21 protein-coding genes are annotated in these 24,296 nt (G+C 43.4%); 17 read left to right on the top strand and 4 right to left on the bottom strand.

Annotated elements, in window-relative coordinates:
• Positions 1–6: 6 nt before the first annotated feature.
• From csy3 to udp, 10 genes are all read left to right on the top strand, one after another.
• The gene (csy3, locus tag J4N43_RS10830) at positions 7–1,038 is read left to right on the top strand and encodes a type I-F CRISPR-associated protein Csy3 (protein ID WP_169644464.1); all 1,032 of its coding nucleotides are present in this window, start codon (positions 7–9) and stop codon (positions 1,036–1,038) included.
• An 8-nt stretch (positions 1,039–1,046) separates the two neighbouring features.
• The gene (cas6f, locus tag J4N43_RS10825) at positions 1,047–1,652 is read left to right on the top strand and encodes a type I-F CRISPR-associated endoribonuclease Cas6/Csy4 (protein ID WP_169644465.1); all 606 of its coding nucleotides are present in this window, start codon (positions 1,047–1,049) and stop codon (positions 1,650–1,652) included.
• A gap of 943 nt (positions 1,653–2,595) precedes the next feature.
• Positions 2,596–3,060, top strand: coding sequence for a hypothetical protein (locus J4N43_RS10820; protein WP_169644466.1), 465 nt, complete (start codon positions 2,596–2,598; stop codon positions 3,058–3,060).
• 27 nt (positions 3,061–3,087) lie between these two features.
• Positions 3,088–5,916 (top strand): DUF4150 domain-containing protein, encoded by a 2,829-nt coding sequence (locus J4N43_RS10815; RefSeq protein ID WP_169644468.1) that lies wholly within the window; start codon positions 3,088–3,090, stop codon positions 5,914–5,916.
• Position 5,917: 1 nt separating this feature from the next.
• Entirely contained in the window at positions 5,918–6,418 is a 501-nt protein-coding gene (locus J4N43_RS10810; protein WP_252094112.1) for an AHH domain-containing protein, read from the top strand.
• A 232-nt stretch (positions 6,419–6,650) separates the two neighbouring features.
• Complete coding sequence (locus J4N43_RS10805) at positions 6,651–7,259, top strand: imm11 family protein (protein ID WP_104040164.1); 609 nt, start codon at positions 6,651–6,653, stop codon at positions 7,257–7,259.
• Between the two features lie 564 nt (positions 7,260–7,823).
• Positions 7,824–8,558: an RNA methyltransferase gene (locus J4N43_RS10800; protein ID WP_158159608.1), complete on the top strand. Its 735-nt coding sequence runs from the start codon at positions 7,824–7,826 to the stop codon at positions 8,556–8,558.
• A 247-nt stretch (positions 8,559–8,805) separates the two neighbouring features.
• A complete protein-coding gene (locus J4N43_RS10795; RefSeq protein WP_005378483.1) occupies positions 8,806–9,225 on the top strand; it encodes a CBS domain-containing protein in 420 nt (139 codons plus the stop codon).
• 172 nt (positions 9,226–9,397) lie between these two features.
• Complete coding sequence (locus J4N43_RS10790; protein ID WP_033905039.1) at positions 9,398–11,704, top strand: zinc/cadmium/mercury/lead-transporting ATPase; 2,307 nt, start codon at positions 9,398–9,400, stop codon at positions 11,702–11,704.
• Positions 11,705–12,018: 314 nt separating this feature from the next.
• Positions 12,019–12,777: a uridine phosphorylase gene (udp, locus tag J4N43_RS10785; protein ID WP_005378479.1), complete on the top strand. Its 759-nt coding sequence runs from the start codon at positions 12,019–12,021 to the stop codon at positions 12,775–12,777.
• A gap of 157 nt (positions 12,778–12,934) precedes the next feature.
• Here udp and J4N43_RS10780 read toward each other — a convergent pair whose 3' ends face one another.
• Together J4N43_RS10780 and J4N43_RS10775 are read right to left on the bottom strand one after the other, a co-directional pair.
• Complete coding sequence (locus J4N43_RS10780; protein WP_005378476.1) at positions 12,935–14,095, bottom strand: DUF1887 family protein; 1,161 nt, start codon at positions 14,093–14,095, stop codon at positions 12,935–12,937.
• A gap of 163 nt (positions 14,096–14,258) precedes the next feature.
• Positions 14,259–16,250, bottom strand: coding sequence for a methyl-accepting chemotaxis protein (locus tag J4N43_RS10775; RefSeq protein WP_053349423.1), 1,992 nt, complete (start codon positions 16,248–16,250; stop codon positions 14,259–14,261).
• Between the two features lie 269 nt (positions 16,251–16,519).
• Between J4N43_RS10775 and hinT the strand changes: the two genes are divergently transcribed.
• From hinT to J4N43_RS10740, 7 genes are all read left to right on the top strand, one after another.
• Positions 16,520–16,870 (top strand): purine nucleoside phosphoramidase, encoded by a 351-nt coding sequence (gene hinT, locus J4N43_RS10770; protein ID WP_005378473.1) that lies wholly within the window; start codon positions 16,520–16,522, stop codon positions 16,868–16,870.
• Positions 16,871–16,939: 69 nt separating this feature from the next.
• Positions 16,940–18,337 (top strand): COG3014 family protein, encoded by a 1,398-nt coding sequence (locus J4N43_RS10765; protein ID WP_053349424.1) that lies wholly within the window; start codon positions 16,940–16,942, stop codon positions 18,335–18,337.
• A complete protein-coding gene (locus J4N43_RS10760; RefSeq protein WP_005378469.1) occupies positions 18,337–18,729 on the top strand; it encodes a YcfL family putative periplasmic lipoprotein in 393 nt (130 codons plus the stop codon). The genes J4N43_RS10765 and J4N43_RS10760 overlap by 1 nt, the downstream gene beginning before the upstream one ends.
• Before the next feature lie 66 nt (positions 18,730–18,795).
• Positions 18,796–19,386 (top strand): penicillin-binding protein activator LpoB, encoded by a 591-nt coding sequence (gene lpoB, locus J4N43_RS10755; protein ID WP_005378467.1) that lies wholly within the window; start codon positions 18,796–18,798, stop codon positions 19,384–19,386.
• Positions 19,387–19,410: 24 nt separating this feature from the next.
• A complete protein-coding gene (gene thiK, locus J4N43_RS10750; RefSeq protein WP_053349425.1) occupies positions 19,411–20,292 on the top strand; it encodes a thiamine kinase in 882 nt (293 codons plus the stop codon).
• A gap of 75 nt (positions 20,293–20,367) precedes the next feature.
• Positions 20,368–20,910: an alpha/beta hydrolase YcfP gene (gene ycfP, locus J4N43_RS10745; protein WP_005378464.1), complete on the top strand. Its 543-nt coding sequence runs from the start codon at positions 20,368–20,370 to the stop codon at positions 20,908–20,910.
• Positions 20,911–21,442: 532 nt separating this feature from the next.
• On the top strand, positions 21,443–22,732 hold the full coding sequence (locus tag J4N43_RS10740; protein WP_053349426.1) for an NAD(P)/FAD-dependent oxidoreductase: 1,290 nt from the start codon (positions 21,443–21,445) through the stop codon (positions 22,730–22,732).
• A 76-nt stretch (positions 22,733–22,808) separates the two neighbouring features.
• On the opposite strand, the gene J4N43_RS10735 is transcribed toward J4N43_RS10740, so the two are convergent.
• Together J4N43_RS10735 and J4N43_RS10730 are read right to left on the bottom strand one after the other, a co-directional pair.
• Positions 22,809–23,357 (bottom strand): GNAT family N-acetyltransferase, encoded by a 549-nt coding sequence (locus J4N43_RS10735; protein ID WP_053349427.1) that lies wholly within the window; start codon positions 23,355–23,357, stop codon positions 22,809–22,811.
• A gap of 160 nt (positions 23,358–23,517) precedes the next feature.
• Entirely contained in the window at positions 23,518–24,291 is a 774-nt protein-coding gene (locus tag J4N43_RS10730; RefSeq protein WP_080996815.1) for a peptidoglycan binding protein CsiV, read from the bottom strand.
• Between the last annotated feature and the right edge of the window lie 5 nt (positions 24,292–24,296).

Here is a 24,296-nt window from a genome sequence, read left to right as displayed (position 1 = left end):
TCGTTTATGGAACTTTGCACTCAGCTGAACTACGTTCGATCACTCTCTGCTGGCAAAGCATATTTCTACTATCTATCTAAAAGTGGTGAGATGTGCCCCCTTGAAATTGATAGAACTAGGTTGCGCGCACCAAAAGGTGGTTATGCAGAAGCATATAAAGGGAGTAAGTTCGTAGAAAAGAATGTTGCTCCACAAGATTTAGCTTACTCCAATCCTCAGTTCATCGAAGAGTGTTATGTAAAACCTGGTGTTGATGATATCTACTGCGCATTTCCCCTTCGAATTCGAGCCAACTCTCTAACTCCAGATACCTGTAGTGATGACGAAGTGCGCTCTAAACTTTCGTTACTGGCTAACACTTATAAAGAGCTCAATGGGTATCAGGAGCTCGCACATAGATACGCGAAGAATATACTGCTTGGTACTTGGCTTTGGAGAAACAGAGAGTGTCGACAATTGTCGATAGAAGTGACCACCAGTGATTCACAAACCTTGATTGAAGAAAACGCAACAAGGCTTTCTTGGTATGGTCATTGGGATGAAGCTTCAGCAGAATGCCTAGAAAAACTTACAGCTTATTTGATGCGAGCCCTATCTGACCCGACCGAATATTTCTACATGGATGTCAAAGCTAAAATTGGAGTTGGTTGGGGGGATGAGGTTTACCCAAGCCAAGAGTTCTTGGATGATCAAGAAAATGGTGCTCCTACTAAGCAGTTAGCTACCGTAGAATTATTGAACGGAAAAGAAACTGCTGCTTTTCATGGTCAGAAAATTGGTGCAGCGTTGCAATCGATTGACGATTGGTGGCATGAAGAAGCAGATAAGCCATTAAGAGTGAATGAGTATGGAGCTGACCGAGAGTACGTTATAGCAAGGCGACATGTTTCCTATGGAAATGACTTTTACCAGTTAGTCAGAAATACAGAGAATTGGATTGAGACAATGACAGCTTCTCAGACCATCCCAAATGACGTGCACTTTATTATGTCGGTCTTGATCAAGGGTGGTCTCTTCAATTGTTCCAAAGCGAAGTAAGGATGGTTATGACGAAGCGTTACTACTTCTGTATACGTTATACCCCTGTTCAAGCCGACTATGAGCTGTTAGCAGGGCGTTGTATCTCTCAAATGCACTTGTTTATGGTCAATAACCGACAATCCATCAATAAAATAGGCGTGAGTTTTCCCGACTGGAGTGATGTTACGGTTGGTCAAACCATCGCCTTTGTGGCTGAAGATAAAGAGATGATGATTGGACTCTCTTTTCAGCCCTATTTTTCTTTGATGGTAAATGAAGGTCTGTTTGAGATTTCTAGTGTTTGTGAAGTGCCAGATAATGCGATAGAGGTGAGGTTTACCCGCAATCAAACGATTGGGAAAAGCTTTTTAGGTTCTAAGAAACGCAGAATTAAACGTAGCATGGCGAGAGCCGAACTATCTGGTGTTGAACCATCGTTACCAGCTACTAATGAAGAGCGTGTCGTCGATAGCTTCCATCGAATACCAATCTCCAGCGCTTCATCTGGGGAAGATTATATTTTGTTTTTACAAAAGGAGCTTGTCGGTGAGCGTGGTGCTGCAAACTTTAATAGCTATGGCTTAGCCACCAATCAAGAAAGAAAAGGCACAGTACCTGAATTACGTTTTTGACCCTCTTTCTAAAGCTGTTTTTTAGAGAAATAAAAACAATCACTTACAGAAGTACGAAGAAAAAGGGTATTTTGATGAATTGTGACTTTAAGCACGCAGAATCAGATGGTTAGAGACTATATTCTACAGTGTCCTGCCGCATAGGCAGCTAAGAATATTTGAGAAAGTGCAGTGGCAAAACACCGACCGTGTCCTGCCGCATAGGCAGCTAAGAATTTGCAACAAATGCAATTGCACTCAGCAGATCAGTGTCCTGCCGCATAGGCAGCTAGGAATAGGTCAGGAAGAAAGCAACCGACCTGCTGAACAAGCAGTTAATAAAAACCATCGAGTTTAGGCTTGATGGTTTTTTGTTTATTAGTGTCATGTCAGTTAGGGGAATCAAAAGTTTGTCATACAAACAAGGTCTGACAATTAAAGCTTTTCTGAGCTGTCGTTATTCATTCAGTGTGTTTTCGCTAGACGATTTCGATGGGCAATTCCAGAATCGAAATATCATAATCTGACTTTTTCTTACTCATTCAAACTTTGTGGCTCATCAGAGAACTGGATTATTTGATAGCCTTTGTTAACGCTTTTACTCTGGTATATTGGTTGGGAAGGTAGTGATGAGTGAGGGTTTTGAGTTATTTTTGCACAGACTGAAGTGTGAGAACGAGGAAAGGCGTCAAGGTTGATAAGTTACTCTTTACGCTCAAGTTATAGTGATGACATCGCAACCTCGCTTGTGTGATTTGATTCACAACTTTGAGTGCGAGATAAATCTATAGAAAAGTGAAAAACACACGCGATTAAACCAATTTACTGGCTGGTTTAGTTATATTGTCTGGGTCTAATGTCTTTTAAGTCCGTACTTCAATCGTAGTAACTATTCATTTCCACATTACCTATTCAAACCGCTCAGGGATAAAATAGTTAGATCTAAAAAAGTACTAGGTCGACTATGAATCAAGAACTACCCCTAGACAACCTTAACATCACTTCAAAACCCTGCTCTCGAATTGGTTGGATAGTGGAAGTTCATCCAGAGAAGAATCGAGTAAAAGTAGATTTTGAGAATAACCCATTTTCTCAACCAATTTGGGCATCATTAGGCCGTGCTTTTACTCGGTCAGAAATTTTTATGGCCATCGATAATAAACTCGATTGCCGTATCTCTTTTCTATCCGAAGACCTCACCATTCCAACATTAGTTGATATCTACATGTCTTTGCTGGAAGAACAAGAGCTTGTTGTTAAAGCAAAGAAAATAACACTTCATGCAGAGGAAGAAGTGCTTATTGGTTCAGGCGAGACACAAACTAAATTTAGTGGGACGGATGGGCGTATTACTACAACGGCTAAGCATGTAAGTAGTAGTGCTGAAAAAATTCAGAAGATTCAGGGCTCTAAAGTAAAGCTCAACTAATCCACTTAATCCTGAGTAGATCATATTATGGCAGTAACAATAAGTGCAAATGGACTCAGTGTTGTCCATAAAGGTTCGGGCGGCGAAGCAAACGCAACACTGCCAGATGTCTGTCTAACAAAAGTGGGGAAGCCCATCGTGCCTATCCCTTACGGTAATAATGCTAAATCATCTGATTTAGCTGGCGGTTCAACAACGGTTACCGCTGACGGTGGGAATAGCATTGCATTAAAAGGCAGCACATTTGCAAAAAGTACTGGCGATGCAGCAGGTGATAAAAAAGGCGTCGCCTCGGGTACTATCGAGGCGGAAGCAAAATTCATTTCAGCTTCTCCCGATGTCCTGATTGAAGGAAAAGGCGTCGCTCGCCTCTCTGATCAGATGACAATGAACAAAGCTAACACAATGTGTTTGGGTGGCGTTCAAAACCCTGCTGTTAGCGTGACAGAAGATGAAGAAGGGACTTACACGGTTTACGTGAAAGCTCGCTATCCTGACGGCATTCTGCTCAAAGATGCTGACTTTGATATTACCGACCCATCAGGAAGCGTGTTAACGAGCGGGCACTTTGATGACTCTGGAAAAAGCACAGTCTCTGGTTTAAAACCGGGACAAATTAAGATTCTGGCTAAAGAAAGCACGAATACGTTCGTTCCTAAAGTTGTGCGAATTGATAACCCACATTATTTGATGACGCAAACTGACGAAGATTTTTTCGATAGAGCATCTCAAGGTCAGCAAACATTTTGGCACCCCTACCGTATAGCTCCTCCCTCTGAAGGATGGGGAGCAATGGGGACAAGTCTAACTGCCGATCGTTATTTTTTAGACATTGTCGATTTAGAGGTCAAAACACATTTTCTCCAGCGTCATCCAGACTTTTCATTCAGCATTCTTGCTGAAGCCTTAGTGGCAGGGATTGAAAGCATGTCTGAAGAGAGTATGGATCGTGTTCTTTCTCTTGGTTTACCCTTGGTTCTAGAGGAAGGTGAATTGCTTTCGGTTCTGTTCCGTTTACCAAAACATGAAACAGCAGATCGAATGCTGGCATACATGCGAGCAAGAGGGAAAGGGAACCCACAAACGTTCTTACAAGAATACGATTGGCAAAGTGCAAAGCAAGCGCTTAGTAGTCAGCTTGAAGCGGTACTTTCAAAAGTCAAAGGGCGTCTCGAATCACTTAGCTCTGAGGCTAGCCGATTAAACTACCTGTATCTCTCGTCAGATATCTATGACGCGCACGTAAGTACGATAAATACCTACTCGAAAAAACTGTCCGATAACCTTTCAAGCGCGTTTGAGCGTCTTCAAACCAAAGCGGAAAGCTTGATGAATGATACCTCTGAAGTTTCTGTCATTCAGGCACCGGATAACGTGTATTCAGCAGAGGCAGGGAATATTGAAGTTGTCATAAATGCGATTTTAAAAATCGACTTAGAAGAGCAGAAGTGGGTTAAAGTCCAGCTCTTTTATGATGACCTATGGCAGACCCCTTTCCTTGCTGACAATATACGCATACAGACGAATTCAGTCGTACATGCTGAACAGGTAGCACTCAACAAGCTGCCAAATAAGAGTACCGTCTCTGATAGCGCTATTCATGCTATAGAGAGTAGTGAGAAGCAAGGTGGAGTAGCTGCTTTTGATGATCTGAAGCCGAATACTGACCTCGTTACTGTTGAGATAATTGGTGAGCCCGGAATAGAGCGTCAGATTAAGGACACACGAGAGCTCATCGAACGCCGTCTAGACAGCGTTTATGTCCAAGTCTGCAAAGCAATGCAACCCTTCGCTTTACAGTGGCAAACGCGTGGTGTTGCAAGTTTGGCAGACGGTATTGATGATGGCATTGTTGACTGGGGCAAAGACTTCACAGACATGTTTAGTCAAGATTTCTGGAGTAGCTTTGGTAATACTGTTTGGGATGCTGGCGCATCAGTGTTAGATACAGGTGCTGTCTATGCTGCTGAAGCCCACAATTTCATAAAGCAGTCCCTTGAAGATCAAGTAAGAGCAGGGGCAGGATGGTATTTGTCGAATACAACAAAACCTGTAAATGAATTGTCATTCGACGATGTGACTGACTTGCTCGGAAAGGCACTTGAAGATGGTGTGGAATCCCTGAGTGACCTGATGTTAGATAATGGTGAGCGGTTAAAAGAAAAACTAATAGAGTTTTATGATGGCGCGGAGGATGCTGTTGAACGTGCTCGGTTGATTGCCAAATATCATGAAGAGATTATTGCGCTTCCGAAGTATATTGCCGAAAACGATGCGAGAGCACTTCAAACATTTATTGACACAGCCTTAAGAGAGATAGCTCCTGAGTGGGCGAAAGAAATTGATGATACGGGCGCTTTACCGAAAGCCATGGCAGTAATGCGAGATCCTTCATCAGCAATAACTTACAGTGCTTACGTTGTCCTGATATTGGATGCGATCCCACCAAACTTTTATACCTATTACGGCGGTAAGCTAGGTATCTACGTATTGCTAGAAGTCGTTCTGAACCTCGTGTTAGGGTTATTTACTCTAGGTGCAGGTGTCGCAGCTAGAGCTACTTCCACTGCCGCGAGGCTCGTAGTTAAGGGGAAACGTGCTAAACAAATCGCCGGAGCTCAAAAAGCACTCGATACTTTTGGTGAGACCTTGGATGAAATGAGCAAAATCATGGGAGATCTGGAAGGCTTAGCGGACAAATTGGCTAAACGTAAAGGGGACACAATCAAAGGCCGAGCAAACATGACGCTGTCAAAAGAAGTTGAGAGTAAAAAGCGAAAAGGCAAGTGTACAGTGTGTAAAAGCAGCAAACACCGTACTCCAAAGCTTTATCGTGGTGAGCTAGAAAGGAAATAAAATGAGTGAAGAAATAAGAGGAAACTTAGAAAAAAATCCTAAAGAAAAAGTTAATGGTAAGAAGGTACCTGACTACCGAGAAGAATGGATTAAAAGTGCGAATAAGTATAATAAGAAAAAAGCACATCCATTTTGTAATGGCATTCAGATGGATACTCACCACCTCATATCAGGGAAGGCACTAAGTGAAATTGACAAAGATATGCAAGAAGCTCTTATAGATAAGGGTTATAATATAAATAGCTTATCAAACCTTGTTGGTTTACCATCCAGCTACAAAGGGGCTTGCCACCTTGGTATCCAAGTTCACAGGACAGGGCATACGTTTAAAAGTAATCAATTTTCAGAGATAAAAGCATCCAATTACCATAGTGAAGTGATCGACTATTTAGTCGACATAGCTCAAGATATTTATCTTTGTTATGGCACCACCGAAGTCGTAGAGCCGAAAAGAGAGATCCATAAAAAAAACACATGGATCCGATCAGTGAGAAACTATTAAAAAGGATTTTGAACTTTAGCTTGCCACTGACAAAGGTTAGTGAGCATTTTAATAAGAAAAACAAAATCTATATTGGGTGCGCAAACAGTGAGAAAGTAGGCGAGCTATCAAAATCTATAACTCCTTGTGAGAATGGAAAGAATGGTCACAGGGGGGAGTGGGATGAATTCAAAGGCTATACTCCAGAAGTTCAAATATCTTTTGGAACAAGTTGGTCACCAAAGAGGGGAATATGAATAGTTACGAAGAACAATACTACAAGGTATTTGAAATCCCATTTCGAGATACTTATCTTCATTTAAAAGCATCATTGGATACAGGACGTCGCCGTTACAGCTTCACTAAACTAGATTTTGGTGATGGCCCTATATTCTTTACTAATGCAGAAAAAGGTGATATGCCTTTCATTGTAAGTGACTTTAATCTCCACAGTTTTTTTCCTGTAGTATCTAAGGAGATTGCAGATAAATTACTGCCGCTCAATATAAATGGCTTCCAATTGTTCCCTGCTGTTTTGATTGGTGATGATGAAGAGTGGCATGAAGATTTTTTCTTCTTTAATGCGTATGAAAACCTTGACTGTATTGATTTCGAGCGTAGTGAGATACTCGACTACTCCCCTGACGACAGTAGGCATGAGGTCATAAAGTATAAGTTCAAGAATGAAGTGTTAGATGCGATCCCACAAGAAAATCGTCTAATTATACGACCTCATAAAGTAGCAGGAGGCGGGTTGTTAATTCATGAAAGCATAGTTAATAAAATCAACAAGTACGTCAAAGACTCTGAGTTTAAATTCTTTAAATTGAGTGATTATAAGTTAGGTGATAAGTATAAATAACGCGCTCTTTTTATAAGATTGGCAACTACATATAATCAGATAATATGAGAAATTAAAGCATATTAGTGATAAAGGGGGATGTTTTTATTTCCCCCTAAATTCTTCTGCACTCATCACCGGTTTGATAGAGAACGCATCCAATAGTGTAACGAGATGAACACTTACTGCCACTGTTTTAGAAACCACATTTTGACTGCTTCTAGTGTTGTGTAACTTTCTTACACCTAACCTCTGTGTTTTTGTTGAAGCAGACCAAAAGGACATGTTATGGTTTTAAATCTTGACAAATTATGGTTTCAATCGATATGTAACTTGTTGAGTTTAAACTATGTGGTTGGACGCATTATGGTTTTAGCGACAGAAAGCCCTGCGTTATCGCAGGGCTTTTTTCGTTTTTGAGCCTTCTTTTATTTTGGCTACGCTTGGTGTTCAACGTCTTCTGATGATCAAGCTTCTTGAGGTTATTTAGGTATAATTTATAATCTCATCCGCTCGATACCGAACTTTCGTGAAGATTGTTTAGGGTACGCTCGTCGAATAACCATTTTCACCTGGGATACTTTAATGATTTCAAAAAACCAATTAAAACTGCTTCGTGCTTTAGGTCAAAAGAAACAGCGTAAAGCGCATGGCTTATTCCTAGTTCAGGGTGAAAAGAACGTACTAGAGCTAGCAAGTAGTTCATTGAAGGTGAAGCAGGTTTTTGCAACAGCGGCATTTCTCGAACAAAATGCTGGTACGCTAAATCGTTTTGATTGTGTTGAAGCATCGCTTGATGAATTGACCAAAGCGAGCACGCTTGTGAGCAATAATGCGGCCATTGCTGTGGTTGAAATTCCGAGTGTAAAAGAGCCTCAAGCGAAAGGCTTGATGATTGCGCTAGATGGTGTATCCGACCCTGGTAATCTAGGTACGATTATTCGTGTTGCAGACTGGTATGGCATCAAGCACATTATTGCGAGTACAGATTGTGCTGATCCTTATAATCCTAAAACGATCAGTGCGACCATGGGCAGCTTTGGCCGCGTACAAGTGAGTTTGGTGGATTTGCCAAGTTATTTGGAACACGCCAAATTGCCAGTATATGGCGCGTTTTTGGAGGGAGAGAGCGTTCATAAAACGGATTTCGCTGCTGAAGGTATTTTGTTGATGGGCAGCGAATCTCATGGTGTGCGCGACGCCGCAGCAAAATTCGTGACAGATAAGATCACGATTCCGGCGTTTGGCGGTGCCGAATCACTGAATGTCGCGATGGCGACTGGCATTATTTTAGACAACATGCGCCGCCAACATAGCTAACGCAACAATTACTTAATAACAAAGCCAGTCAATTTGACTGGCTTTGTTGTATTTATTGCCTAGAAAAATCAGCCTGGCTGAATCTTGCGTTTAACGAAATACAGTGAATGTTGTTCGGTGAGTTAATTTTGTTTTAGTTCAATAGGCTGTGCCTATAAATAAAATTACTCCTTTCCATTTAGTAAAATCAGGAAATTAGGCGACACTTATCTAAAGGCCGCAATAAAATGCCCTTAAGGAGATAAGAATGCATTCATTAAAAGTAAAAGATTACATGACGTTGCAAGCGGTGACTTTCACGAAAGATATGTCACTTTCGGCAGCTTTAAACAAAGTAATGCAAAGTGTCACACTAGGTGGCCCTGTCATTGATGAAAATGAAAAAGTGGTTGGGTTTTTATCGGAGCAAGACTTATTAGATAAGTTGGTGAAAGCAAGTTATCACTGCCAAGATACACATACGGTACAAGAGTGTATGCATGATGATGTCTTATCTGTTTCTCCAGAAATGTCAGTAATTGAACTGGCTGACATGATGAAAGTTGGAAAGCCGAAAATGTATCCAGTGGTGGATGGCAAAGGTAAGTTGGTTGGTGTTATCACAAGAAGAGACGTGCTGCGTGCCATAGGAATGACATTAAATGAGTGTTTTAAGCATCCCGTTTAACCTCTCTGTTTAAACTTTACGGAATATTGCTTTTAAACTGGTTTGGAAAGACGCTTCGGCGTCTTTTTTATTTTCTATCGCCGAACTGTACAAATTTATCTTGACCTTGGAGCTTACTCTAAGGTTTATCCTTAGCAATAGGTAAATCACCGATACCAATAAGGAAAAAATTATGTGTACAAAACATCAAGGTTGCCAATCTAGCAAAATCAAAACTGCGGTGCCGCTTGGTGCAAGCGAGTCATGCTGTGCGCCAGTAAAATCTTCGCTCAATATCTCTCAGGCCAGTGTTGATGTTTCTGAAAGCTCTTGCTGTAGTGGAGGAGGCTGCAGCGTAGATACAGGCGAGGAAGACGATCCCACAAGGGAGAGTAATTCCTCCGTTCGGAACGCTTGGCTTGTGTCAGGTATGGATTGCCCATCTTGTGCGCAAAAGCTTGAGAAAGCCATTACGTCTTTACAAGGCGTCAGCCAAGCCAAGGTTTTGTTTGCAACAGAAAAACTGGTCGTCGATTTTGATGGTCTAGAGCTGATAGCTACGATAGAGCAGACAGCCCAAAAAACGGGTTTCCCGCTCTCTTCACTGGATGCTCCAAAACCAAGCACTACAAAGAAAGGCTGGCTTGGCGTCATAAGAGACAACATCCAAATTCTCTCGATTGCTGGTGCAATGGCTACTGCGGCAGTAATTTCTAAGATCGACCCTCAAATAAGCGCTTGGTTATTCACTTTGACGTGTTTACTTGGTTTATACCCAATCGCGCTCAAAGCATTTAAGTTGGCGCGTAGCGGTACGCCTTTTGCGATTGAAACGTTAATGAGTGTAGCGGCGCTCGGCGCTTTATATTTAGGTGAAACCGCCGAAGCCGCAATGGTGTTATTGCTTTTCCTTATTGGTGAAAAGTTAGAAGCATATGCATCATCTCGCGCGCGAAGCGGTGTCCAGGCGTTAATGGACTTAGTCCCAGAAAATTCAATTTTAATAATTGATGGTGAACGTAAAGAAGTACCAGCTGCTCAGCTTAAACCAGGGGATATCATAGAAGTCGCACCCGGAGGTCGTTTGCCTGCCGACGGTGTTTTGCAAGATGCGCTTGCGAGTTTTGACGAAAGTGCGTTAACGGGAGAATCTGTTCCCGTTGAGCATCAAACCGGTGGCAAAGTGATGGCCGGGGCTGTGGTTGTCGATAAAGTGGTTCGTTTACAGGTGACTTCCCGTCAGGGCGAGAATGCGATAGATCGAATTCTTCATTTGATTGAAGAAGCAGAATCCCGTAAGGCACCATTAGAACGCTTTCTTGATAAATTTAGCCGTTGGTATACGCCACTAATGATGTTGGTGTCTCTGATGGTTATCGTTACGCCGCCATTACTATTTGCCCAACCGTGGGAAACGTGGATCTATCGAGGACTCGCCCTGCTGTTGATTGCTTGTCCATGTGCATTAGTAATTTCAACGCCTGCGGCGATCACTTCTGGCTTGGCGGCAGCTGCTAAGCGGGGCGCATTGATCAAAGGTGGTGCGGCGCTTGAGTTGCTTGGCAAGGTTGAGTCTGTCGCATTTGATAAAACTGGGACACTGACGCAAGGTAAACCAGAAGTGACCGACGTCTTTGCTTTTGATATGGATGAAGACAAGTTACTTAGCCTAACTGCGTCAATCGAGGTTGGTTCAAGTCATCCTCTAGCGGTTTCTTTAGTTACCAAAGTGCAAGAGCAGGGGCTTACTATTCCTGAAGCGTTGGATAAAACCGCGCAAGTAGGCTCTGGTGTCACAGGTTACGTCGATGGAAAAATGGTCCAAGTGGTCACGCCTTCAAAGGCAGACTTTCCACTTTCTCAACAAGCCAAAGAGCAAGTGGTTACGTTGGAACAACAAGGTAAAACGGTTGTCATTGTGCGTTTCGATGACGAGGTCATTGGCGTGATCGCATGGCAAGATACATTGCGCTCAGATGCCCAGCAAGCCATCGCAATGTTGAAGGAACTTGGGGTCACGTCGGTGATGCTAACGGGTGACAACCCGAGAAGTGCAGAAGCAATGGCAAATAGAATAGGCTTGGATTATAAAGCGAGTTTGTTACCTGCAGACAAGGTGCATTACGTCGAGAAGCTATCACAACAACATACCGTTGCGATGGTGGGAGACGGTATCAATGATGCTCCAGCCATGAAAGCTTCGAGTATCGGCATTGCGATGGGAGGCGGTACGGATGTTGCACTCGAGACTGCTGATGCGGCGTTAACACACAACCGTTTGATTGAGCTACCTGCCATGATAGAACTGTCGCGTGCGACGCTAAGTAACATTCGTCAGAATGTCGCGTTAGCGCTAGGTTTGAAAGGTGTATTCTTAGTGACAAGTTTACTTGGTGTTACTGGGTTGTGGGTTGCTGTATTAGCCGACAGTGGTGCAACAGCACTGGTGACATTGAATGCGTTGAGATTACTTCGTTTTGAGTCCAAGCAGATCAAATAACTGACCTAACCATTGATCCCACTCATTAATAGCCCGAGGCATTCGTGTATCGGGCTTTTTTTAACCGTATTCACCTGATGCGATCAGACGTTTTTCTCGTCCTTGAAATCACGCATTGCTATGCAACAAAATGATCTAATGCCCCTTAAAGTGTGATCAATACCAGTTTTGTTTGAAATTTCATTTTCATTACATTTTGTCATTGTGATTGTGATCACTCTATGTTGGTGAAAGGTTCGCTACAGTGCATCTGTACCCAATAACTGATTAATGAGCTTATTGTTCATAAAATAAGCCACAATAAGGAGCGACTTATGTCTCAAGCTGTATTCCATTTAGGTGTTACTGAAGCTGATCTTAATGGTGCGACTCTAGCGATCATTCCTGGTGACCCAGCGCGTGTTCAAAAAATCGCAGAACAAATGGAAAATCCAGTATTTCTAGCAAGCCATCGTGAATACACGCTATACCGTGCAGAGTTAGACGGTAAACCTGTTGTGGTTTGTTCTACAGGTATTGGTGGTCCTTCTACCTCTATCGCAGTTGAGGAATTGGCACAGCTTGGTGTTCGTACTTTCCTACGTGTTGGTACAACGGGTGCAATTCAACCACATGTAAACGTGGGTGACATGATCGTAACGACGGGGTCAGTTCGTCTTGACGGTGCGAGCCTACACTTTGCTCCTATGGAATTCCCAGCAGTTGCTGACTTTGAAGTAGCAACCGCAATGAAAGCAGCGGTAGAAGAGTCTGGCGCTACAGTTCACATGGGTGTGACTGCATCAAGCGACACGTTCTACCCTGGTCAAGAACGTTACGATACGTTCTCTGGTCGTGTTGTTAAGCGTTTCCAAGGCTCTATGCAAGAATGGCAAGACATGGGCGTACTTAACTTCGAGATGGAGTCGGCAACACTGCTAACAATGTGTGCGAGCTCTGGTTTAAAAGCGGGTTGTGTGGCAGGTGTTATCATCAACCGTACACAAAAAGAGATTCCAGATCATTCAACTCTGAAAGAAACGGAAGCGCGTTCAATTAAAGTGGTTGTAGAAGCAGCGCGTAAAATGCTTTAAGCCCCTATAGTTGGCATTTAAACAAACAGAAAAAACCAGAGGCTAACCTCTGGTTTTTTTCTAGTTATAGAAATGCGTACAGCTAAAATTTAGGTATAAAAAAAGCAGCATTAATGCTGCTTTTTATCGTTGTGAATTTTAGCTTTTCTTAATGGCACTATATCTCGTCTGAACCGCCCGCGTCTTTAAACCAAGCAGTTAAGTGCGTTCTTAAATCTTTAAGCTCATCAGGGCCAATCAGGGCTAGTCCTAAGTCTTCAGCACGAGTAATGTCATTGTGACGAAGAGGACGGAAGCTCACCAACATTGCGCGCGCTTGTAAGCCACCTAATAGATCGCGAAGCGATTCTAACTTATATAAAGTATCGTCGCCGTCATCTCTCATGCCTTTGGTTTTGCACTCGATGATGTGCAACTTGTTGTTTACAACTGTTGCGACATCTAACTCATTGCGTACTTCACTTTCACCAAGTTTGCGATAAACCTGAACATTTAACGATCGATCTTGGATCGTCGGCATGGTGTCTTGGATTTGCTTCACGGTGCTGTGAACCAAAGTTTCTAACCACTCACCGTTTGAAAAGCGTCGAGCATCTTCATCTGCAAACGTTAAAACGCCATTCTCATAGGTGGCGATTTCTGCTTCTACTAAATCTGAAAGCAACATGTTTAGCTCACGGTAGCCCTGCTGTTTTTCGGAGAGCTCGACATCAAGCTTTTGTTCTTTGCGGCATGTGGTTGCAAGGTAGTTAAGTGTTGCTAGACCTGGCCCAAGCTCAAGCGCATTTGAGGCCCATCGTTCACCAAGTTCATACAATTTTTTATCAAGAAGAGGTGGTAAATCAACGTGGTGAAATTCGCCGCGTGCACCAAAGATAGTGAGGTAATCTGCAATCGTAATGTGATCTTCGACTTGGGTATCTTCTTTGCCATCAGGGTATAACCAACAAAGCTTATCGCTACTAGGCTCAACCACAAAAATTGGCCAGCGATAGGTACGGAAAACTTCGTACACCGACAACAAGCGATGACGAAGACCACAGCTCGCGTTCAATTTTACATCTTCGCCGCGTTCATGGAGATCTTTTGCCAGTTTTTGAATTGCTTGTTTGATCAGAGATGTATTAACAGCGGATGGAATTTCAAAAAATTCAGAAGTAATTTCTCGTTGATCTAAAACGGCACTCAGTCGGTCAAATATATCTAACTGGCTCTTGTCTCCGATGAAGACGATATGTGTGCTTAGCGTACGATTATCTAATAGAGGAGTGACCAATCTCACTGGGTCTTGGTCGATAATACCAACATGAACAGCCATAGATTTTCCTTTTTATGAGGCCGCTCGAAAAGAGTTGTGCAAGGGGATGAGCTGGCCTTATTAATCATATGTAGACATGGCCGACAAAAAACAAGGGCGACTTAACAAAAAGTCGCCCTTATACAGTTGATTGCACTAATTAATGCTCTTAATTATAAAGTATTTATAACTTAAATCGGTGGACCAATTCATTTTGCTGATGAGCCAAGTGGGTCAGTGATTCACTGGTTTGTGCGATATTCGACATGGCTTGGAAACTTTCATCGGCGATGCTGTTGATATCTTCGATGCTGCGAGCAATGTCTGTTGATGTTTCACTTTGCTCTGCTGCTGCTTGTGAAATGTGCGTACTCATTTGGCTGATTTCGATGATTAGCGCCTGGATCTCTTCCATTGAGCTGTTCGCTTTTGACGCTTGCTCAACCGACATCTCCATATCGCTCATACAGCTTTGTATGACTTGGTTTGCCGATTGTGAGCTAGATTGCAGATTACTGATCATGGATTCAATTTCAGTGGTTGATTGAGTCGTTCTTGATGCGAGTACTCGTACTTCATCTGCCACTACCGCGAAGCCGCGACCTTGTTCACCAGCGCGAGCCGCTTCAATTGCCGCGTTCAATGCCAGTAGGTTGGTTTGCTCCGCAATGTTGCGGATCACATCAAGGATAGACCCAATTTGACCACTCATCTTTTGTAGCTCAGAAACTGCGGAGACCGATTCGTTCAAACGTGTTTCTAGTTGATTAATGGTTGAGATGTTACTGCTCATAACATTTCTGCCTTCTTCAGAGGCAGATTCGACGCGTTGCACCATTTCTAGCGAGCCTTGCGCACTTTGCGCGACTTCCTGCACTGAATGAGACATTTCTGTCATCGCGGTAGCGACGTTTGCCGTTTGTTCGCGTTGAGAGCTCAATTTAATTTGTGCTTGCGAAGAGGTGCGTTCGTTGGTTGTCGCGGTTGACGATAGGTTTTCTGACGCTTCGTTGAGTTTCACCAAGATCTCGTGAAGGTTGTCGGCGAGTGAGTTAATGTGTCCACTCACACGGCTGAATTCGTTGTTATAGCGAATATCGATACGCTGTGTCATATCACCTTCAGTCAGGCCTTCTAACACTTTTAGAATACGAGTCAACGGCTCGCGAACGCTTTGTGCGATGTGGTAGCCAATCGCTGTCGCGAGTAAAACGACAATAACGCCAATGATGATGGCTTTCGTTACACCGGCCGAATATATGTCACCTGCATCTGCCAATGATTCATTGAGCTTATCTGTTGCGGTTGTCGTAAATTGCTCAAGAATCGCCATGGTTGAATCCACTTTATTTGCTAGGTTGGCGATATTGTTATACAAAGCGGCGCGAGCATTGAGGTAATTATTATGTTGGTCTAGCACACCGCCACGCATACCGACGTCACGAGTAAATTGCTCTACAGATTCGCCAAATGCTTTTTCTAGCTCAGGAAGCTGAGTCACCAACCCGCGGAATGCGTAATTCAAGTGCGTTACTGCTTTGCGGTTTTTAGCTACGGCTTGCGTAACAAACTCAGGGTTGGAACTGGCGAGGGCATCAGAGGTAATTACTTCGGCATCTTTTAACTTGATAAAGTAGCTCTTTGCCATGACTTTGACAGAAATGCTGGTTTGATCTGCCACATATTCTTTAAGACCAACCGAAAGTTCGGTATTCAGTTTTTGGAAGCGGCGTGAGGATTTTTGCACTTCTTCTTGAGCCGCAAACATTGCTTCGTAGTTGTCCATGGCCTCTAGAGCTTCTGTAAAATAGCTCTGCTCTAACGCTTTTAACTGTGAAAACGGTTCGGCAAGAGAAGGGTAGATTTGGCTTGCGGTTTTCAGTTGAGCCAATGTGGATTCGAAGCGTTGTTGAGATCTAGCAAATTCCTGACGCATTTCATCCATGCGTTGTTTATTCTCTGTCGTCAGGAAGTCTTTAAATGATTTGTCGGCAGAAAGCAGCTCAACACTGGTTTGATTAGATAACGATACCAACGGTAGGGATGATTTAGAAACCGTGCCAAATTTTCCGTGAATATCACTCATTCCTCCCATCATAATGGCAATTGTGACGGCAAATAGGATGATGATCAGTGCAAAGCCGGCATACATCCTTTTAATAACTGAACCTCGCATAAGTGAGCTTCCTCTCCCAAAAATAGACAAGCTACCCAAGTATTTTTGAATTTACTTGGGTATAAAAATAATAATTGTCTTAAAAAAGTAACAAAATTCATTGGATTGTATTCAGTTTGTGACGCGCATTTTATGACGCACACGACAAAAAAAGCTTCGTTAATTAGCATTTGATTAATAATGTTAAGTGAACACTGTTTTTATTGAGCTCCGCTTTTGGTTGGCGCATACTAACTGGGGTCTAATTACGTTTATAAAATGGAGTCCTCATGGCGGAAGAAACGATCTTTAGTAAAATTATTCGCAAGGAAATCCCTGCCGATATCCTTTATCAAGATGATTTGGTGACTGCGTTTCGCGACATTAACCCTCGCACACCAAGCCATATTCTCATTATTCCGAATAAACTGATCCCAACAACGAATGATGTAGAAGCTGAAGATGAAGCAATGATGGGGCGTTTGTTCACTGTTGCTAGAAAGTTAGCGAAAGAAGAAGGTATTGCTGAAGACGGCTATCGCCTGATCGTTAATTGTAATCCACATGGTGGCCAAGAGGTTTACCATATTCACATGCACCTACTAGGCGGCCGCCCTCTAGGTCCAATGGTATTGAGCTAAGCTTTTAAAAGTGGGTGGCGATTCACCCACTTCTTTTTCCTGTCGAATGACACATTTGTGGAGATAAATGTGAAACTAGGTGTAAAGCTGTTAGGGCTGATGAGCTGGGCTTTAATGGCCTCTGGCTGCGCGAATTTATCTGCGGGCAATCTGTTTAGTCATTACAGCAACCAGAATCAAGAAGTTTATCAAGCCGTTGTTGCAGGGGAATATGCCAAAGCAAAACAACTTCAATCAAGTGAAGTGGGTGGCGAGATACTTGGCAATTTTGAAAAAGGTCGCATCTCTTTTCTTGCTGAAGATTACCCAACAAGTTTGAATGCGCTAGAAAGCAGCGATCGTGCTGTACGTGTTCAACAAGATCGTGCGACGATATCTGTGTCAGACACGGCAACGAGCGTCGGCTCTCTCGCAGTGAACGACAATCTCCAAGACTATCATCCCGCCGATTACGAACTTGGCTTTTTGCACCTGTATCTAGGACTAAATTACTTACAGAAAAACGATTTAGAAGGGGCACTAGTTGAAGTGCGTCGAGCTAATCAAGTTCAGGAAGCAGCAAGAAAGGCGCGTGAAAAAGAGCTAAAAGCAGCAGAGAAAGACCTTAACAAGCAAGGCATGTCTGCCAATTTAGGCAGTGTGTTAGCGAACTACCCTGATGCTGGTAAAAAACTAGGCGCGGTACAAAATGGTTATCTGTTCTATCTTTCTGGCTTGTTATATGAAGCGTCGCGAGACTTAAACAGTGCTTATGTTGATTACCGACGAGCACTCGCTGTAATGCCAGACAACAAGCAAGTTGTGGAAAGCACCTTATACGCTGCTAAGAAGCTGGGCATGCGTGAAGACTTGCGCATGCTAGAGAAGCGGTATGGCAAAGCACCTTCTGGATTAACTCAGTCACAAGGGCGAGTCATCGTTATTGATGAGCAGGGTGTTGTTGAGGCGATGAAAGGGTGGCGTATTGATTTACCGATTTACGACAGTCGCGATAATGGCGCGATTTATTCGTTGGCGCTTCCTTATTATCAGAACCGAGGTGCTCAACGTTTTAGCGATGTTGTTTTAAATGGTCAGGTATTGCCTTCCAGTACGCTGACTGATGTTAATGCGATGGCGCAAAACGATCTTAATGAACGTCTTACTACAATAGTGATCCGTCAAGCTCTTCGTGTTTGGGCAAAAGATCGAATCCGAAAAGAGGCGGCGAAAAAAGGCGATGATGTGGGCAACATACTTTTCAATGTATGGAACACATTGACCGAACAGCCAGATACAAGAAGTTGGCAAACATTGCCAGCGCAAGTGAAAACGGCTTCAAAAATCGTGAAACCGGGAACACAAAGTTTAAACTTGGGTGATCAAACCTATCAGTTTGAAGTGCCTGCACAGCAGACTACATTGGTATGGGTATCTCGTCAGGGAGCACACTCAACCGTGTGGCATAAACAGCTAGGGAGACTGTAATGAAAGCATGGCTTGTTTGTTTAGCAATGGCTATTGGTTTAGTTGGATGCGCCGAAAACACGGCTGGTATTCGAATTGATGGCCAAACGCAAAAAGTATTTTTTAATGATAACGTTTTAGGTAGTCGCTTATTAGTTGACAACATCACCACCACTTACGTTGATGATCGCCCACGAGGAGTCGTGCAGCTGAGTAGCAATTACAAAGGTGATCAGCACATTCTTTACCGATTTTATTGGTATGACAACAATGGTTTAGAAGTGAATACCAAACCTGGTCCGTGGCGAAAAATGATTGTGCGAGGATTTGAGCAAGTCACGTTATCTGAAGTTACTGTGAATCCAAATGGCACAAAATTCCGTGTGCAAATTAGAGAAGCACAAGACGATTAATCTTAACGGCTCTGCCGAAGCTGCCGCGCTAACGATGCGCTGGTATTGAAAAACTAAGGAACTCTCATGAAAAAAAGTATTATTGCTCTTTTAGGTCTTGCCGTCATTTTAGGTGGCTGTTCTAACAAAGTCTCTTACGGCGATGCGCAAGCAACAGAAACCACGACTATCGATTTTGGCTCAACAGATTTACAAAAAATCGCGGCTGAAATGGTGGATAGCATGATGATGTCGGGCTCTGTAGCAGCAATTACTCGTGACCAACGTCCTATCGTTTTTGTTGAGCGAATTAAGAACAAAACCAGTGAACATATTGACACTGAATCCATTACTGACACGATCTCTACTAAGATGTTGAACTCAGGTAAGTTCCGTTTTGTTGATATGGATCGTGTTGAGTCTGTGCGTGAACAACTTAACTTCCAAAACACGGATGAGCTTGTTAACCAAAGCACAGCTATCCAATTTGGTAAAATGGTTGGTGCTCAATACATGCTTTACGGCAACCTATCTAGCATTGTGAAAAATGCAGGTAGCGATAAAGATGTATACTACAAGATGACCATGCGCCTAATGGACCTAGAAACAGGTTTGATTGAGTGGGCGGATGAAACTGAAATTCGTAAAGCGCAATCTAAGAGCCTATTCGGTCTTTAATCGAACAGGGTGGAGAAGTCATCAATGGCATGGTTTTCTTGGCAACAAGCAAAACAGTTAGATCCGAGTCTTAACGCTCTCGATGGCTTCTTTACGGAGCCTCCGGTAAAAGTACAAACTGTTACCGGGGGGCTCACCAACCGTTGTTGGCGGTTGGAATCTTCTCAAGGCCTTGCATACATCTGGCGACCGACCAGTCATGTCTGCAAGGCTTTTTCAATTTCTCGTCACAGTGAATATCAAGTGCTGAATGCAGTCTCTTCATTGGAAATTGTCCCCAAGCCAGTTTTTATTCATGAGCAAGGGTTGCTGGTGGAATGGATAGAAGGAGAGGCACTGACGGAGTCAGGCTTAGCACTAAGCGATTTATTATCCATTGCGGCGAAGATTCATCAATATCCGATAAGCGCAATTCCTTTGGTTCCATTTTCATATATTTCTCGCATCGATCATTATTGGCTTGAGCTTGATGGTCAGTATGTGGGTACGGAGTTTGAGGCTTTGTACATGAAGTGGCGCACGGAACCGAACGTTGCACCTGTTCCGCTTGCCCTATGTCACTTCGATTTGGGGTGTTACAACCTAGTGCGAGGGGAGAGTGGGGTGAAAGTCATTGATTGGGAGTATGCCGGGATTGCTGACCCTAGGCTTGATTTGACCTTAACTATTCAGGTCGCGAATGCGCCTGTGGAAGAAGCGGTAAAGCAGTATTGCCAAATTCGAGGTATCGAAGATGTGTCTCTTTGGCTGAGAGGTGTACACGCTTGGCAACCAAGAACCTTGGTGATGGCGATGCTCTGGTATCTACTTGCCTATAAATTGTGGGGAACTGAACAATACTTAAACAGTGCGTATGAGTTGAAAGGCTCATTGTGTATGGAAGATCACTGTTTTGAGAACTCGTGATGTTTTCCCCTTTAACAGTAAGGAAATAGTGGTAGTTTTAATAAAAGTACCAGATACACACAGGGAGAGGTACACATGATTATTTACTTACACGGCTTTGACAGTACAAGCCCGGGTAACCACGAAAAAGTTCTTCAACTGCAATTTATCGACGACGACGTTCGTTTTATCAATTACAGCACCCTTCACCCAAAGCACGACATGCAACACTTGTTAAAAGAAGTGTCTAAAGTTATCGATCAATCTGATGACCCAAACCCGTTAATCTGTGGGGTTGGTTTAGGTGGTTACTGGTCTGAGCGAATTGGTTTTCTATGCGGTATCAAGCAAGTGATGTTCAACCCGAACTTGCACCCAGAAAAAACGATGGCTGGTCGAATCGATCGCCCAGAAGAGTACGAAGATATCGCAACAAAATGTGTTGATCAGTTCCGAGCGAAAAATCAAGCTCACTGCTTAGTGATTCTCTCTAAAGATGATGAAGTGCATGACAACTCGAAAACGGCAGCTGAGCTAGAAAAACACTATCAAATCATTTGGGATGAAACTCAGTCTCATAAGTTCAAAAAAATCTCTCATCATTTACAAGCGATAAAGGCATTTAAAAATACTTATTAATGTTGAGTGTAGACAGTAAAGCGGCGTTTTTATCGGCTGCTTTGCTGCGATTCCTTCTCTTGAGTATGCCGAGCCACTGTCTCTTTGAAAGGCACATTTTCTTGGTTTAACGCTTTGAATATTGTGTTCTCCTTACCGTTTTCTTACTTCCCTCCTATGTAGCACGAACACCTTGTTGTAGAGTAGTCGAAAAGTAGTCAATCCGTACTCGTTACACGGATTTTGGTTGCCTTCAAAGTTGGTCTCTATATAATGAACCGGACTAAAATAATTTGATAAATATCAAAAAAAATTGAGAGCGAGTAATAAACTTGCCCAAAAATTCTGGCGTCGTATGCGTACCAGATAAACGTGCCAAACCCTGACAAGTCATTGATAGATAAAGAATCAAGGTGAGTGGCAGTTTTTTAATCCAAGTAATTGAGACACCTCTAAGAACCAAGAATTCATCGGTTGGATGGATGCCACAAATGTTTGTGAGTCATGCATCGAGCTGAACCCCATATATTCATTTTTGTAGAGGAAAATCATTGTGATACGCATTATCGTTGTAGGCGGCGGTGCAGGTGGTCTTGAGTTGGCAACTAAGCTTGGTCGAACTCTAGGTCGCAAAAACCGTGCGCAAATTACGCTAGTCGATCGAAAAGCGAGCCACTTGTGGAAGCCATTATTGCATGAGGTTGCTACAGGTTCTTTGGACGAAGGAGTAGATGCACTGAGCTATCGAGCTCATGCAAAAAACCACAGCTTCGACTTCCAAATGGGTAGTCTTCAAGACATCGACCGTGAACGTAAAGTGATCATCTTAAGTGAGCTTAAAGACGAACACGGTGAACTTCTTATGCCAAGCCGTGAGCTAGAATACGACATTCTAGTGATGGCAATTGGCTCGACATCAAACGACTTCAACACGCCTGGCGTTCGTGAAAACTGTATTTTCCTAGACAGCCCTGAGCAAGCACACCGTTTCCGTACAGAAATGAACAACGAGTTCCTAAAGCTGCACGCGAAAAACGGTAACGGTACGGTCGATATTGCGATTGTTGGTGCTGGTGCAACTGGCGTTGAACTATCAGCTGAGTTACATAATGCTGTTAAAGAGCTGCGCACTTATGGCTTCGGTGATCTTGACTCTAGCAAGTTGAACGTCAATCTGATTGAAGCAGGTGAGCGTATTTTACCAGCGTTACCTCCACGAATCTCTTCTGCTGCTCATCAAGAGTTGGTGAAGTTGGGCGTAAACGTGCGCACCGCCACTATGGTGACTAAAGCTGAAAAAGATGGCCTTACTACAAAAGATGGTGAGAAGATCCCAGCTCAAATCATGGTTTGGGCTGCGGGTATCAAAGCTCCAGACTTTATTAAAGATATCGCTGGCTTAGAAACGAACCGTATTAATCAGCTTGTAGTGAAAAACACACTACAGACAACACGAGATGATGACATCTTTGTTATTGGTGACTTAGCACAATGCACCCAGTCTGACGGTTCGTTCGTGCCGCCACGCGCTCAAGCTGCACACCAAATGGCAAGCCAGGCATTTAGTAACATCGTCGCGAAGATCAACGGGCGCGAGTTGAAAGACTATGTATATAAAGATCACGGTTCATTAGTGTCTCTAAGTCGCTTCTCAACCGTTGGTAGTCTGATGGGGAACCTAACTAAAGGGTCGATGATGGTAGAAGGCCGTATTGCTCGTGTCGTTTACATCTCATTGTATCGCATGCACCTAATGGCGTTGCACGGTGTATTCAAAACCGGTCTGATGATGCTCGTCGGCCGCATTAATCGCGTGCTGCGTCCAAACCTTAAGCTGCACTAAGGTTTTAAATCCACTCTGTGTGGATGTGTTGTATCTTAAAAAATGCAGAAGCCACCGCAAGTCGGTGGCTTTTTGTTTATGTTAGATCTGTCGGTAAAAGTGAGAACACAACGCCATCTTTAGGCTCACCCTGAAAAATAAACCGGTTTCTGGCGATGGCTTCTTTTTGTGCACCGACGGACTCAATTAAGGCTTGGCTAGCTTCGTTGTCGGGGTCACAAACAATCTCTAGTCGAGTTAAACTTAGCTTTGCGAAGCAGAATTCTGCTAAGGCTTTAACGGCTTCTTGGGCATAGCCTTGCCGTTGATAGCGGTCGGCAACCCAGTAACCAATACTCGCCATATTAAACGTATGATATAACTCATTAACCGCTGCCATTCCAACCAAAGTGTTACTTTGCCGCTCATAGATACCGAAACCAAAAGCCTCAGTTTTGACCCAGTTAAGACGGGTTGCCAACAGAAAGTCCTGCGCGGTTTTCAATGTGACGTTTTTATCACACCAGTCAAGCCATTGGTGCAGCGAAGGGGATTCTGCAAGTAATCGTTGTAGTGAATGTGCTTCTTCAGCAGGGATGAGCTTGAGCGCTAAGCGGGGCGCAATGATTTCAAAGTCTGGACTCATGAACTAATACGACTTCCATGTTGAGTGTAAGTAAATTGAAAGCTGTCTATTTATACTTGAACGCAGCTATTTTCCTTGCTCTGCGTTGGTTAGGAATAACTGAGGTATAGCAGATAAAAACAAAGCGCAGCTTTGCTGCGCTTTGTCGAACCGCTCGTGCTTATCGAACCCGACGAACTTGAATGATCATACCCATCAACGGGTTATCTAGGTAATGAGTCTCGCTGCTACGCATACGACGTTTTTGATCCATTCGATAACTCTTCAGGAATTTCTCTTCGGTTACTGTCGGCGATATTTCTGCCAAGTTACCGACTTGGACGTTACCATCTACTTCACCTAAGTCATCCGCCAATTGCTCAGTTGAGGTTGGTTCAAAACGCACCTCTCTAACACTTGGTTCGCGCAGATCTAGTGTTGTTTCGGCGAAGAGGTAATGCTGTACGTATATTTGGAATCGACCATCTAGTTCATATAAAGGACCATTGACCGTCTCTTTACTGTAACCGTCGCTGGAAAATGTTTGATTACTATTGCCATTGATTGGGCGGCCATCTGCTTGATAAGAATCAGAGAAATCTCGCCCGCCAACGATGCGGAAAATTGGGGCGCTAGATTTACCTCGGTCACCTTGACGCCAGGCTACGTGTTTAAGCACTTTAAAGCCGGCATGATTATTTAGTGCCGCTTCTTGCGCGTTGAGACGGAAAGAAGAACTTGGCAAAAGTGTCACGCCTTTAGAGCGGCGGTAGGATTCACTCTCTAGGCTACCGACATTTTCCATATCGATTTTTGGCAGTTGATTCGGCCAAGATTCTGTTGTGCTTTCAGCGTCGACTGCTCGCTTGAAAATGATCACTTCAATATCAAATTGGCGCTGTGCCCAAGAGGGCATTGAGACACATAGAAGCAATAACGGGATCAGTATTCTCATTCGAC

Origin of the sequence: Vibrio sp. SCSIO 43009, from assembly GCF_023716525.1 — a bacterium.
In the GTDB taxonomy this organism is placed as follows: domain Bacteria; phylum Pseudomonadota; class Gammaproteobacteria; order Enterobacterales; family Vibrionaceae; genus Vibrio; species Vibrio alginolyticus.
This window is presented reverse-complemented; position numbering and strand designations above follow the sequence as displayed.